The 12,983-nt window shown below is 47.4% G+C and carries 13 protein-coding genes and 1 tRNA gene; 12 read left to right on the top strand and 2 right to left on the bottom strand.

Going from position 1 to position 12,983, the window contains the following annotated elements; all coding sequences use genetic code 11:
• Window positions 1-11 precede the first annotated feature (11 nt).
• Window positions 12-1,415 carry a cysteine--tRNA ligase gene (gene cysS / locus WDN47_01280; GenBank protein MEJ0021192.1) on the bottom strand — a complete coding sequence of 468 codons (1,404 nt, stop codon included), beginning with the start codon at window positions 1,413-1,415 and terminating at the stop codon, window positions 12-14.
• Between the two features lie 7 nt (window positions 1,416-1,422).
• Window positions 1,423-2,355, bottom strand: a complete 933-nt coding sequence (locus tag WDN47_01275) for a CorA family divalent cation transporter (GenBank protein ID MEJ0021191.1) — start codon at window positions 2,353-2,355, stop codon at window positions 1,423-1,425.
• Window positions 2,356-2,536: 181 nt separating this feature from the next.
• Between WDN47_01275 and WDN47_01270 the strand changes: the two genes are divergently transcribed.
• The 12 genes from WDN47_01270 to WDN47_01215 all read left to right on the top strand — a co-directional run bounded on the left by WDN47_01270 (window position 2,537) and on the right by WDN47_01215 (window position 12,949).
• On the top strand, window positions 2,537-2,893 hold the full coding sequence (locus tag WDN47_01270) for a hypothetical protein (GenBank protein ID MEJ0021190.1): 357 nt from the start codon (window positions 2,537-2,539) through the stop codon (window positions 2,891-2,893).
• A gap of 34 nt (window positions 2,894-2,927) precedes the next feature.
• Window positions 2,928-5,468: a type IV secretion system DNA-binding domain-containing protein gene (locus WDN47_01265; protein MEJ0021189.1), complete on the top strand. Its 2,541-nt coding sequence runs from the start codon at window positions 2,928-2,930 to the stop codon at window positions 5,466-5,468.
• A gap of 11 nt (window positions 5,469-5,479) precedes the next feature.
• Window positions 5,480-5,896, top strand: coding sequence for a hypothetical protein (locus WDN47_01260; GenBank protein MEJ0021188.1), 417 nt, complete (start codon window positions 5,480-5,482; stop codon window positions 5,894-5,896).
• Entirely contained in the window at window positions 5,893-6,090 is a 198-nt protein-coding gene (locus tag WDN47_01255) for a hypothetical protein (GenBank protein MEJ0021187.1), read from the top strand. Before WDN47_01260 ends, WDN47_01255 begins: the two co-directional genes overlap by 4 nt.
• Window positions 6,091-6,245: 155 nt before the next feature.
• The gene (locus WDN47_01250) at window positions 6,246-6,848 is read left to right on the top strand and encodes a hypothetical protein (GenBank protein ID MEJ0021186.1); all 603 of its coding nucleotides are present in this window, start codon (window positions 6,246-6,248) and stop codon (window positions 6,846-6,848) included.
• 20 nt (window positions 6,849-6,868) lie between these two features.
• The gene (locus tag WDN47_01245) at window positions 6,869-7,303 is read left to right on the top strand and encodes a GtrA family protein (GenBank protein ID MEJ0021185.1); all 435 of its coding nucleotides are present in this window, start codon (window positions 6,869-6,871) and stop codon (window positions 7,301-7,303) included.
• 68 nt (window positions 7,304-7,371) lie between these two features.
• Window positions 7,372-8,856, top strand: a complete 1,485-nt coding sequence (gene dnaX / locus WDN47_01240; GenBank protein MEJ0021184.1) for a DNA polymerase III subunit gamma/tau — start codon at window positions 7,372-7,374, stop codon at window positions 8,854-8,856.
• A 51-nt stretch (window positions 8,857-8,907) separates the two neighbouring features.
• Window positions 8,908-8,982 (top strand) — tRNA-Gln (locus WDN47_01235).
• A gap of 134 nt (window positions 8,983-9,116) precedes the next feature.
• On the top strand, window positions 9,117-9,536 hold the full coding sequence (locus WDN47_01230) for a MarR family transcriptional regulator (protein MEJ0021183.1): 420 nt from the start codon (window positions 9,117-9,119) through the stop codon (window positions 9,534-9,536).
• Window positions 9,533-11,029, top strand: coding sequence for an efflux RND transporter periplasmic adaptor subunit (locus tag WDN47_01225; GenBank protein ID MEJ0021182.1), 1,497 nt, complete (start codon window positions 9,533-9,535; stop codon window positions 11,027-11,029). Before WDN47_01230 ends, WDN47_01225 begins: the two co-directional genes overlap by 4 nt.
• A 1-nt stretch (window position 11,030) precedes the next feature.
• On the top strand, window positions 11,031-11,720 hold the full coding sequence (locus WDN47_01220) for an ABC transporter ATP-binding protein (GenBank protein ID MEJ0021181.1): 690 nt from the start codon (window positions 11,031-11,033) through the stop codon (window positions 11,718-11,720).
• Window positions 11,717-12,949 (top strand): ABC transporter permease, encoded by a 1,233-nt coding sequence (locus WDN47_01215; GenBank protein MEJ0021180.1) that lies wholly within the window; start codon window positions 11,717-11,719, stop codon window positions 12,947-12,949. The genes WDN47_01220 and WDN47_01215 overlap by 4 nt, the downstream gene beginning before the upstream one ends.
• Window positions 12,950-12,983 lie beyond the last annotated feature (34 nt).

Raw genomic sequence — 12,983 nt, 5'->3', positions numbered from 1 at the left:
GAATTTCAATGTCAATCCGTCTTTTTTTTGGTCTCAAAACTTTTTTTGATTCTAAACCCGTCGATCGTATCTTCAACAACGAAGCCTTCGGATTCGATCGCGTGGCGGAGCTCATCGGATTTTTTGAAATCTTTTGCTTTACGCGCTTGTTCCCGTTCATCAATCAATTTGCGCACGTTTTCCGGGATGACTTTTGCCGTTTGCCATACCTCCTTGATCTTAAGTCCGAAAATTTTATCAAATTTGATCAGGGTGGCGAGTTTGGCGGAACTTGGCTGTTCGGCTTTGATCAGATCCTGCATCACTGCAATAGCCTGCGGGGTATCCAGATCATTATTGACGGTTTCCAGAAATGTCTGCTCAAATTCTTCAATTTCATTTTCCGGCGCGTCAAAAGCCGAAACCTCTTCGTAGAGATGATTTAGAGCATTCTGGGCTCCCTGCAGGCTATCCCAGGTGAAATTCAGTTTGGAGCGGTAATGGGCGGTCAAAACCAGATAGCGGAAAGCCAGTGGATTGAATCCTTTGTCAATAAGGTTTTGCAAAGTTAAAGCTTTGCCTTCAGACTTGGCCATTTTGGCTTTGTCGAAAAGCAAGTGTTCGCCGTGGACCCAATAATTTACATAAGGCTTGCCGTTGGCGCTTTCTGACTGCGCGATCTCATTCGTATTGTGGGGGAACTTCAGGTCAATGCCCGCGGCATGGATATCAAAGCGGTCGCCCAGATATTTTTTGCTCATGGCGGAGCATTCAATGTGCCAGCCGGGAAACCCTTCGCCCCACGGAGAATCCCAGCGCATGATATGGCTGGCGTACCGGCCAATGGTCTTGAACCAAAGAACAAAATCGTAAGGATTTTTTTTCTTCATGTCCATTACCACATCCTGCCGAGCCCCAAGTTTCATATCAACAAGTTTCTGGCCGGTGAGCTTGTTGTAAGCGGGGAATTTGGAAACATCAAAGTAAACTGCTTCATCTGATTCGTATGCAAATCCTTTTTCGATCAAGGTTTTGATCATGCCGATCTGCTCATTGACGTGCTCCGAAGCCTTAGGCATCACAGACGGCAGTTCAATATTAAGCGCTTTTAAGTCGCTTAAAAAGCTGTCTGTGTATTTTTGTGCAACGGCCAAATATTCTTCCAGGTTTTTGGCGTTTTTTTCCATTTTATCCTCGCCGACATCTCCGTCAGACGTCAGGTGGCCTACATCCGTAATATTCATGACCTGATTGACCCGGAATCCGTTGTATTCCAAAGTCCGGCGCATGAGATCACCCATGATCATGGTCCGCAGGTTGCCGATGTGCGCATTGTCGTAAACCGTAGGGCCGCAAATATAAAAACCGACCTCATCAGCTTTGATAGGCTTGAATTCTTCAATTTTGCGGGTCAGCGAGTTATAAAGCTTGAGCATGGGCTCATTATAGCCATTTGCGACTCTTAAAGAAACTCAGCATTACGGTCGTTATGACAACGAGCACTGTTGTGATAAACAGGAACAGCTGAAAATCCGTGGAAAGCCCGTAATTTTTTTCAATATTTGTGCGTTCAAAAAATATCAGGATGTCAGTGACCAGGGCCAGCACGGAAATAATGACCGAAAGCACGGTTAAGACCTGCACGATGTCATTGAGCTTGTGCGTGCCCAGCGACTGATTGGTCTGCTCAAAGCTTTCCACGCTTTCCTTGTCGGAAGAAAGCACTTCCCAGTTATTATCCGCGTATTCTATCAGGCCCTGGAAATAACCTTTGGAATCCTTGAACTGCATGTAGTCTTTCCGGCTCCGCTCCAGCTTGACCAGAACATACGCATGCATTTTCATGATGCGCCGATAAATAATTATATTTTTCTTCAGTTCCGACAGCTTTTGCAGGGTTTGGATATCCAGCTGAAAAATATTTTTACCGGCCTCGTTAACGTCATGATTGATCCTGTCCAGGATGGGGGAACTTCTTTTAAAAAGTATTTCCAGAACTGAGAACAGAAGATAGCCCGGCCCTGCGGATAGATAGCTTATGCGGCTGTTGTCATATTGATGCACATTGTGAACAAGGTTGTTCAGCGTGCGCATGGACCCGTCATGTATTGTCACCAAAAAATCTTTGCCGACAAAAAAATCCACTTCCGCAGGTCTGATCTCGCCGGTCTCGCGGTTGAGGAGCGGAAAAAGCAAGACCAGAAAGTGGTAGTGGTCGTATTCATCGATTTTCGTGCGCGTGGCTGAAACCACGATATCATCGAAATCCAAGGGGTGGAATTTAAAATTTTCCTTAAGATAGTTCAAATCCTTTTCATCGGGATTGACTATATCAACCCAGCGCAAATTTTTCGTATGTATGATTTTCAGTGACATTTTGTTTCAAAATAACCGACCGGAATGCCTAAATTTTACCATTTGTTCGCCAATTCGTCAAAATCATGAAATTTATGTTATAATATAGCTACTTTTATAAATCTTGGATCTGAAACCAACCCTTGTCAAAATCCTGAATATGTAGTAAACTTAGCAGTTAACTTATAAACTAATTACAAATATGGCAGAAATACCTGAAAAACCAATTGAAACCGGGCATATCCCGGAAAATATGGAAACAAAATCCTTGAAACCCAATCAGGAGGCAGGGGAATTTTTGGATAGCCAACGCGACAAGACCACTCGCTCGTGGCCGACCGAAGCCGAACGGGAACAAAACGCCGATAAGGTTCAAAAAATCATTTCGCCTGATGCGAGTAAAGAGCAATCCGCGGAAGAAGTTCATAACGAAGCAGGTATGCCTCTGAAAATCGAATATAAAACCGAAGCTCAGAAGAGGAAAGCGATCGAAGATATGATGAACTCCGGAGCCAGCGGGAATGATCAGACTGAGGCCTTAAGAGAGATTTTGGGATAACCCGAAAAGTTATTTTAGGAAATCAAAAATAAAAATGAGTTTGTTCAACGGTTCGCTAATTTTATTCTGGCTGATACTTATAGCCATCCTGGGCCTCGTCGGCCTGCTTTTGTATTTTTTGGCTATGGATACTCTGCGCAAAAAAACCTGGGCCCCGCGGATGCTCGATTCCGTATTTTTGGAAGTTATGATCCCCAAGGAAAATTCCGACCCGGAACAGCAGGCGCAAAAAGAGGAAAAAGACATCATTGGCATTGCGGAGCAGTTCTTCGCCACCATCGGCACAACCGAAGGCGGCGACCTAAAGCATTTTTTGGGGATAAATGAATATATAAGTTTTGAGATCGCTGCCCACGAAAGAAAGATCTCGTTTTACATCAATGTCCCGAAAAGACTCCAGAACCTCGTGGAGAAGCAGCTGCAGGGGCAATATCCCGATGCCCAGATCGACGTCATCAGGCCGTATAATATTTTTTCTCCGAAATCATTTGTCGCAGCCAGTGAACTGAGTTTGCAGAAAAACTATTCGTTCCCCCTGCGCACGTACAAATCCATGGAAACCGATCCGCTGAGCTCGCTGACGAACAGCTTGTCGAAATTATCAGCGGAGGAAGGCGCGGCCATCCAGCTTTTGATCAGCCCGGCTTCCGAGCACTGGCAGTCAAAACCCCGCGGATACGCGCTTCAGATCCAGCAAGGCCGCCATCCCGATATTGTCACCTCCTCAACCGCTTCAAAGATCTTCAATGGCTTCTTCCGCCTTTTGGGAAGCGCGTTCGATCAGCTGTTTTCTTCCAAGAACAAGCAGCAGGAACACGCGGGCTACATGGACCAGTCCGGCATGAACAAGCCGCTGCAGCTGACGCCGATGCAGCAGGAGATCATCAAGAAATTTGAAGAGAAAGCGTCCAAATCGGGTTTTAAGTTCAATCTGCGGGTGGTCGCATCTTCCGCTGATCAAATGACCGCAGACGCAAACCTGCGCAATATTCTGGCGTCATTCATGCAATACACCATGCCGCCGTTCAACGGATTTAAAGTCCTGAATAAAAAACAATCGGTTGTGATGACCGATTATATTTTCCGCGTTTTCCGCAACACGAAGATGATCCTCAATACCGAGGAGCTGGCCAGCCTCTGGCATTTGCCGACCAGATTCCTGGATACCCCGAACATTAAATGGCTGTCCGCAAAAAAAGCTCCCGCGCCGGTGAATACGCCGACGACAGGCGTGCTTTTGGGGCGGAATTTTTACCGCGGCATTGAAACCAAGATTTATCTGGAGCGCGACGACCGCAGGCGGCACCAGTACATAATCGGCCGCACCGGTACAGGGAAGACAGAGATGCTGAAAAATATGGTCATCCAGGATATCCGCGCCGGCGAGGGAGTCTGCGTCGTTGACCCGCACGGCGATCTGGTCGAGGATGTTCTGCAGTACATCCCCAAGGAGCGGGCGGAAGACGTGATCTTGTTCGAACCGTTCGATATGGAGCGCCCTCTGGGCCTGAACATGCTGCAAGTTGCAGGTCCCGAGCAAAAAGATTTTGCGGTGCAGGAAATGATCGCGATCTTTATGAAACTTTTCCCGCCGGAAATGATCGGTCCCATGTTCGAGCATAACATGCGCAATGTCATGCTGACCCTGATGGAAGACAAACAGTATCCGGGCACGCTGGCGGACATCCCGCGCATGTTCACGGATACGGATTTTCAGAAATACAAAGTGTCCAAGGTCAAAGACCCTATCGTGCGCAGCTTTTGGGAAAAAGAAATGGCTAAGACATCCGATTTTCACAAATCGGAAATGCTGGGTTATCTGATCTCGAAAGTCGGCCGGTTCGTGGAAAACGAAATGATGCGCAATATCATCGGCCAGACGCAAAGCGCGTTCGATCTGAGGAAGGTCATGGATGAAGGCAAGATCCTGCTGATAAATTTGTCCAAAGGCAAGACCGGCGAGATCAATGCCAAGCTTTTGGGATTGATAATCGTCTCCAAGATCCAGATGGCTGCTTTGGCGCGCGCCGACATTCCCGAGGATCAGCGGCGGGATTTCTATCTGTATGTAGATGAGTTCCAAAATTTTGTGACCGACAGTTTTGCCACGATCCTGTCCGAAGCCCGAAAATACCGGCTGAATTTGATCATGGCCCATCAGTTCATTTCCCAGCTGGCCGTGGAAAAGGAAGGCTCATCTGCGCTTGATTCCTCAATGAAGAATGCCGTCTTCGGCAACACCGGCACCATGATCTGTTTTCGGATCGGCGTTGAGGACGCGGAGATCATGGCCAAGGAATTTGCGCCTGTTTTTAACGAATTTGATGTGATAAATATCGACCGGTACAACGCTTACGTCAAGCTTATGATCCATGGGACCGCGTCCCGTCCGTTCAATATGGAAACTTATCCAAAACCGCCGGGCGCTGATCTGACGGTTGCGGCGGTTATCCGGAATTTGTCGCGCTTGAAGTTTGGCCGCGCCCGGAGCGAAATTGAAGCTGAGATCCTGGAACGGACCAAACTCGGTTCGCCGCTGGCCGCGGGTCCTGCCGTGGTTGAAAAAACAGCGTAAGTATTTATTTAATGACCACAGCTGCCGAAAAGAAAAATGAATATGCCAAATCAGTGTGCTATTTTTTGGCAGAGGAACTGCGCATCCGGAAGATCAGCCTTAGCCGGGCTGCCGAAATTGCCCAGAAAGTCGTTGATAACATCAATCTGATCGACACAGAACAGGATTTTTTGCGGCTGATCAAGGATCTGTCTTCCGATTTTGACGAACTGTTCCAGCTGGAAGAGCGGATCCAATTCGGCATTCAAATCTCCCAGCGCAAACAGCTGGAAGAGAAGGTCCGGGAATTTGTAGCTGATATTCTGCCGCAGGATACGAAGATGGCCCTGGAAATCCTCCAGGAAGCTATCCGCGAAGAGATAAAAGCCGAGGATCTGCGTAAAGATTTTCCCAAATTCAATCAATTTTTGGAAAAAGATAAAATATGAACACTCCGGAAAAATTGGAAACCGAACTGGAGCGCGAACAGCCTGTAGAAAAAAAGCTTGAGGTCCCTGAAGTAAAAGACGAGCACTACGATCAGGGCATTGAAATGCTGGAAAATCCGCACGACAATAATTTCCAGCAGGCATTACAGGTCTTTATCGCCTGGGTAAAAACCCTGCTTGCAGACGATAAATAGAGTCTGCTATAATATATTTGTTTTTAGAGCGTTTAGGAAACCAAAAACAACTTTAAATCGTATAAACTTTCGGGAAAATCAACCTTGACAGGCTGTGGATAAATCGTTAAAATTGCCAGGTAATCTTATACCCAGCCTCAGAAATTAAAACGAATATGGACAATCTTTCTAATCTTGCACTTGTTGCCCAGATGATCGAGTCAGCTGAAAAGAATATTCAGTCGGCCCGCGCTTTATTGCGTGAAATGATGGGAGGCAAGGCTGAAGTTTCTTCCGATATCATGAAAAGAGCGCAAGTTCTGAATGTTTCCGACGGCGGCAAGGTCGTAGAGGGCATGTTTGACGGCCAAAATATGATCGGGCCTGACGGCAAGCAGTATCCGGTGCCGGCAAATTATGCGTCAAAAAGTAAACTGGTGGAAGGCGATGTGCTGAAACTGACCATTGCGGATGACGGCTCGTTCATCTACAAACAGATCGGGCCCATCGAACGGCGCAAAATTTTGGGCGTTTTGGTCCAGGATGAAAAAGGCGAATATAAGGTCGTGGCTGAAGGCAAACCTTTCAAAGTCCTCCTGGCCAGTCTGACTTACTTTAAGGCGGAGCCCGGAGACCAGGTGACAATAGTATTGCCCAAGGACCGGGATGCGAACTGGGGCGCGGTTGAGAATGTCATCAAAAAAGACCAGGCTGGGCAGTCTTTGGCACCGCTGACACGGGCAGATGCTTCTGATGAAACAGAGCTTGACGAGATCTGAGGCTGGGGTGTTGCAAAAACATGTACGAGAAATACAAATCAACGATCAATCAATTTTTGAAGTTTGTCGTGGTCGGAGTCATCAATACCGCGATCAATTTTATTATTTTAAATATTTTGTCGGCGATAACCGGCATAACAAGCGGCGGCAAGATCATTCCCTTGGCTGTTGTGGCTTTTGCCGTGGCCACGACCAACAGCTATATCTGGAACAAGCGCTGGTCTTTTAAAGATCAAACCCATACCGATACCGGGCGCAAGTTCAGCCTGTTTTTGATAGTCAGCATCATTGGCGCCGGAATCAACTCCGGCACGGTTTACCTGATCACAACCCATATTTCTCCCATGTTCGGTCTGTCGCAGCATCTTTGGCTGAACGTTGCGGCACTAGCCGCGACCGGCATCAGCCTCATCTGGAATTTCATCGGCTATAAGCTTTTTGTTTTCAAAAAATAGTTAAATTTTGAGTTGAGCAGACCATTTTGGTCTGTTTTTGTTTTATGGTAAAATAAGGAGCCAAATATATGTCTAATTTAGTTTTATATCGTAAATATCGCCCGCTCAATTTCGCTTCTGTCGTAAATCAAGAGCACATCAAATCCACCCTTGCCAATGCCGTGGCTAACAACCGCGTGGGACACGCCTATCTGTTCACGGGTCCTAGGGGCGTGGGCAAAACTACATTGGCCCGGATTTTTGCGCGGGCCATCAATTGCACGAACCGCCAAGGAAGCGAACCTTGCAACCAATGCGATGTGTGCAAATCGTTTTTTGAAGCCACCAGCCTGGATTTGCTGGAGATCGATGCTGCGTCCCATACCGGCGTGGACAATATCCGCGAACTGATAGAACATTTGCAGTTTGCGCCGACCAAAGCCACTTACAAAGTTATCATTATAGACGAAGTCCATATGCTGTCCAAAGGCGCATTTAACGCCTTGCTCAAGACTTTGGAAGAGCCTCCCAAACATGCCGTGTTTATTTTGGCCACAACTGAGATCAACAAAGTACCGGCTACCATAATTTCCCGTACGCAGCGGTTTGACTTTAAAAAGGTCAGCGTGGCGGATCTGACCAGGCTCCTAAAATATGTGGGAGAAGATAATAAAATCGTCATTTCTGAAGGCGCTCTGATGGAGATCGCAACCGCCGCAGACGGCAGTTTCCGGGACGGTTTGTCGCTTCTGGACCAGGTCATCAATTATGCGGAAGGAGAGGTTACTGAAGAGCTGGTTGAGCAGGTTTTGGGTCTGACCGGAGTTCGAACGACCAGCAAATTTCTGAACCTGATCATTGAGAATAAAACCCAGGAAGCCGTCGGATTTATCAGTGATCTGATGTATGCCGGCCGCGATCTTTTCCAGTTTGAAAAAGATTTTTTGGAATATCTGCGGAAAATCCTGCTGATAAAAGTGGGCACTATTTCTGACTTTGGGTTCACAAAGGACGTGCAGGAAATTTTGAAGCGCCAAGCTGAAGCGCTTGCCTTACCGCGTTTAACGAAGATCATCCATATCTTCCAGAAAGCGGAAGGAGAGATCAAATGGACTGTGGTGCAAAGCCTGCCTTTGGAACTGGCTGCGGTTGAAGCGACCTGGGAGAGTAACTCCACTGGCGCTATCGCGCCAACTCCTCTTAATGTAAGAGGGGATGAAAACGCTCCAGATAATGCGGGGGAGTTATTATCAAAAGTCATTGCAAGCTGGCCGCAAATTTTAGATAAGATCAAGGATTACAACCATTCCCTCATCTCAAGCTTGAACCTTGCCGTGCCCACGGCTATTGAAGGCAAGGAACTGATCCTGGTTTTTCCCTACAAATTCCACAAGGATGCGATTGAAGCACGGAAGAACCGGATAATCGTAGACCAGGTAATTGAAGAAGTGACAGGCGTAAAACTTATGGTCAGGCCTGTAATAGCCAAAGACTGGCCTAAAGCTGCAAGCGAAGGGCAGCCGAATGAAACAGTTGAATCAGCGCTGAAGATCCTGGGCGGCGAAATAGAATAAGGTTTGAGTAAACCCGTATAAACTGTTATATTTTATGGGTTAAGTTCATGTTGGGGAGTAGCCAAGCGGTAAGGCATCGCCCTTTGGAGGCGACATTCGAAGGTCCGAATCCTTCCTCCCCAGCCAAAGAAACTTTTAAAAGATTGTTTGAGTAATCAAAGCACCGATTTTAAGATCAGTGTTTTTTTGATTTATCCTTGACAAAATCAGCTATAGCTTATATACTTAGACTAGTTAATATTTAGACTACCTAACTATATATGCCGGATAGCCAGACCGACCAGATAATCAACCTGATGTTTGAAGCAAAGAAGCTGGGACATGACGTTCCCAAGCACCGCTTTTCATATTCGCCTCTGCATTTGCGCGTCCTGCATTTTATCTCGAACAATCATCCGACTGTGATGAAAGACATAGCGGACCTGTTCGGGGTTACCCCTCCTTCCGCTACCTCATTGATCGAGGGTATGGTAAAATCAGGGTTGATAGCCCGATCAGCGGTGCGCAATGACCGCAGGATCGTGCAGCTGAAATTGACAAAAAAAGGACAGATATTATTAAAGAACGGGTCTCAATTTTTTAAGAAAAAGATCCGTGCAGCTTTGGCTGATCTGACCTCGGTTGAAAGGGCAACTCTTATCAGGATCATAGAAAAGCTATATAATAAATTTAATTTATGAGATTTTTTACCAAAAAATACATCATCTGGACCATTGTCATACTCGCCGCAGTATTCATTGGGTATTTGATATTCCGTCCGAAGCCCGTAGTTTATAAAGAGTCTTACACGGTTGCAAAACAGGACGTAAAAGAAACCGTAATTTCAACCGGTACGGTTACTTCGCAGTCAAATTTAAGTCTAGGGTTCAAAGGCACGGGTATTTTAACCCAAATCAATGTTAAGGTCGGAGATAAGGTCAGATCCGGACAGACATTGGCCATGCTCGACGAAAAAGACGCATCCGCTTCAATTGCCCAGGCCAATGCCCAAGTTTTGTCGGCTCAGGCAAATTTGGACAAAGTAATAAGTGGAGCATCCAGCCCCGATATCAACGTGGCTCAAGTGGCGCTTGATAATGCCAAGGCTTCTTATACCAATACAGTTCAGCAGCAGGCAACATCAGTTGCAAATGCTTTTTCAGCTTTGCTTAATTCCACACCTGCCGCAACTCCATCCGATTCCACTTCAACGGTGCAAGCCGCAATAAGCGGCAGTTACGAAGGCCCCCAGGAAGGAAGTTTTACAATTGCCGTATCTGATGTACCCAGCGGGCAATATTACAATGTTTCGGGGCTTGGCGCCGACAGCGGGCTTATTTCCCGCGGAGTCCCGCAGCCTATCGGCAAGGGGCTGTTCATAACTTTTGGCGCCTCCGGCACCATATCCAGTTCAACAATATGGACTGTGCAAATTCCCAACACTCAAGCGGCAAATTACACAGCGAACTCCAACGCTTACCAGTCTGCACTTCAGACGCAAAGTTCGGCTGTGTCTTCTGCAGATTCGGCGGTTAAAACCGCCCAGGCTGCGCTTGATCAGAAAAAAGCTCAGGCCCGTCCCGAGGATGTGAATGCAGCGCAAGCAAGCCTGGCTCAAGCCCAAGCTTCTCTTCAGATCGCACGCAATACTTATTCGAATAATATCATCAGCGCGCCGATATCAGGGCAAATCACCTCAGTTGATATCAAACTTGGAGAACAGGTCACGGCTTTGAAAGAAGCTATCGTTCTGCTGGATGAGAATTCTTTGCATGTGGAATCAGATATTCCCGAATCGTCTATAGATCTGGTCCAGCCCGATCAGAGCATTGATATGACCCTGGACGCATTTGGACCTGATAAGCATTTAACCGGGCAAGTTATATCTATTGATCCCGCCTCCATCGTGGATTCAGGCGTGATAGAGTTCCGGGTCATCTCATCATTGCCTGTTGATCCGAGCATCAAACCGGGCATGACTGTGAATTTAAGCATTCTAATTGCGGAAAAGAGCGACACTTTGGCTATTCCGAACCGGCTGATAAACACCAACGGCGATAAAAAGATCGTGACAGTCCTGAAAAATTCCAAACCGCAGGATATTGAGATCCAGACCGGACTGGTCGGGGATAATTATTCGGAAGTGATTTCCGGCTTGTCCGAGGGCGATACTGTAGTTGTCGTGAGCAAATAAAATGTCCCTGATAAAACTGGAAAATCTGCAGAAAGTTTATTATCCCGGCTCGGATAATGAAGTTGCCGCTATAAACCACATCAACCTGACCATTGAGCAGGGGGAATTCGTTGCGATCATGGGTCCGTCCGGCTCGGGAAAATCCACGCTCATGCATGTCATGGGTTTTTTGGACCGGCCCAGTTCGGGTAAGTATATTTTTGAAAATAAAGATGTTACTTCTCTTTCGGATAACGATCTGGCTGACATCAGGAATCAGGAGATCGGATTTGTGTTCCAGGCGTTCAACCTGCTGCCGCGCACAAGTTCTCTGGACAATGTCATCTTACCCATGCTTTATGAGAACAAACGGTCTGACGCTGAGATGAAAGAGGCAGGCTTGAAAATGCTGGCTGCCGTGGGTCTGTCGGAACGGGTCGGTCATCATCCTTCGGAACTGTCAGGCGGGCAGCAGCAGCGAGTGGCCATCGCCCGCGCGCTCATCAATAATCCTAAGGTGATCTTCGCGGATGAACCGACGGGAAATTTGGATTCCAAATCATCTTTGGAGATAATGATGTTATTCAACAAATTGAACAAAGAGGGCCATAGTTTGATCTTCGTGACCCACGAGGAAGATATTGCGGATTATGCCAAACGCGTGATCAGGCTCAAAGACGGCGCAATAGTTGAGGATAAAAAACGGTCATGATGCTGCAAACCATAAAGATGTCGTTCAAGGCACTGCTTCTGAACAAGACCAGGACGTTTTTGACAATGCTCGGCATAATTATCGGTATTACAGCAGTGATAATTCTGATCTCAGCCGGCAACGGCGCCAAATCCCTGATCATCAATCAGGTTGAAGGCATTGGCTCGAATTTGTTGTTTGTCATTCCCGGAGGCAGCGGCAAAAGCCAATTTTCAGCTCCGGCGCAGGCTTCCGGGGCAACAGTCACCAGTCTTACGTCTGAGGATGTGAAAGCTCTGCAAAACAAAGACCTGGCTCCCCACCTGCAATACGTCAGTCCCGAAGTCCGTGGCCAGTTTGATGTAGGTTTTGGAAATCAGGATGAAACGGCAGCGGTGGCGGGAGAGGATGAAAATTTCGGCATTGTCAGGCAAATCACGCTGAGTGAAGGTGAGTGGTTTACCAAGTCGGAAGTGGACGGGTTCGGGCAGGTGGCTATCCTGGGCGCAACCATCAAAGACGATCTGTTCGGCAACCAGGATCCTATTGGCCAGCTGATAAAGATCAAACAGTTAAGCTTCCGCGTCATCGGAGTGGCTGAACCAAAAGGTCTCGGGCCGGGAGGAGTGGATCAGGACAGCCAGGTCACCGTGCCCGTATCCACCGCGCAAAAAATTATTTTAGGCATCAACTATTACAGCCTGATCCAAATCCAGGTCAAAGACGCATCCTCGCTTCCCGCAGCAGAGGATGAAGTGACGAAAGTTTTGCGCAGCAACCATCACATCACAGACCCGAACAAGGATGACTTCACAATCCGCAACCAGCAGGATGCGCTGACTCTTTTGAGCACCATTACTTCTGCTCTGACCCTGTTCTTAGGGGCTATTGCCGGCATTTCTTTGGTCGTCGGCGGGATCGGCATCATGAATATCATGCTGGTTTCGGTCACGGAACGCACCAGGGAGATCGGCCTGCGCAAAGCCATCGGCGCCAAGCGCAAAGATATTTTGCAGCAGTTTTTGTTTGAAGCGGTCACCCTGACCATTATCGGCGGGATCATCGGCGTGGTTTTGGGATTCCTGGGCTCGATCGCTATTGCCAAGATCGGGAATTGGAGCCCGACCGTGCCAGTTTACGGCATCCTGCTGGCTGTCGGCGTCTCAGCTTTATTCGGCCTAGGCTTCGGGATTTACCCTGCGAACAAGGCTTCGAAATTAAGTCCGATAGAAGCGTTGCGGTATGAGTAAAAGTAATTTATAGTTTATTTAATATTAACCTACA

Source organism: Candidatus Doudnabacteria bacterium, assembly GCA_037200925.1.
In the GTDB taxonomy this organism is placed as follows: Bacteria; Patescibacteriota; Doudnabacteria; order UBA920; family O2-02-FULL-48-8; genus JBDTSL01.
The sequence above is the reverse complement of the archived record's forward strand: the minus strand, read 5'-3'. Positions and strand labels throughout refer to the sequence as shown.

Coding starts and splice junctions, on each gene's coding strand:
- cysS (MEJ0021192.1), bottom strand. CDS start 1,415: ATGCTCAAGCTTTATAACTCGCTGACCCGCAAAATTGAAGAATTCAAG.
- WDN47_01275 (MEJ0021191.1), bottom strand. CDS start 2,355: ATGTCACTGAAAATCATACATACGAAAAATTTGCGCTGGGTTGATATA.
- WDN47_01270 (MEJ0021190.1), top strand. CDS start 2,537: ATGGCAGAAATACCTGAAAAACCAATTGAAACCGGGCATATCCCGGAA.
- WDN47_01265 (MEJ0021189.1), top strand. CDS start 2,928: ATGAGTTTGTTCAACGGTTCGCTAATTTTATTCTGGCTGATACTTATA.
- WDN47_01260 (MEJ0021188.1), top strand. CDS start 5,480: ATGACCACAGCTGCCGAAAAGAAAAATGAATATGCCAAATCAGTGTGC.
- WDN47_01255 (MEJ0021187.1), top strand. CDS start 5,893: ATGAACACTCCGGAAAAATTGGAAACCGAACTGGAGCGCGAACAGCCT.
- WDN47_01250 (MEJ0021186.1), top strand. CDS start 6,246: ATGGACAATCTTTCTAATCTTGCACTTGTTGCCCAGATGATCGAGTCA.
- WDN47_01245 (MEJ0021185.1), top strand. CDS start 6,869: ATGTACGAGAAATACAAATCAACGATCAATCAATTTTTGAAGTTTGTC.
- dnaX (MEJ0021184.1), top strand. CDS start 7,372: ATGTCTAATTTAGTTTTATATCGTAAATATCGCCCGCTCAATTTCGCT.
- WDN47_01230 (MEJ0021183.1), top strand. CDS start 9,117: ATGCCGGATAGCCAGACCGACCAGATAATCAACCTGATGTTTGAAGCA.
- WDN47_01225 (MEJ0021182.1), top strand. CDS start 9,533: ATGAGATTTTTTACCAAAAAATACATCATCTGGACCATTGTCATACTC.
- WDN47_01220 (MEJ0021181.1), top strand. CDS start 11,031: ATGTCCCTGATAAAACTGGAAAATCTGCAGAAAGTTTATTATCCCGGC.
- WDN47_01215 (MEJ0021180.1), top strand. CDS start 11,717: ATGATGCTGCAAACCATAAAGATGTCGTTCAAGGCACTGCTTCTGAAC.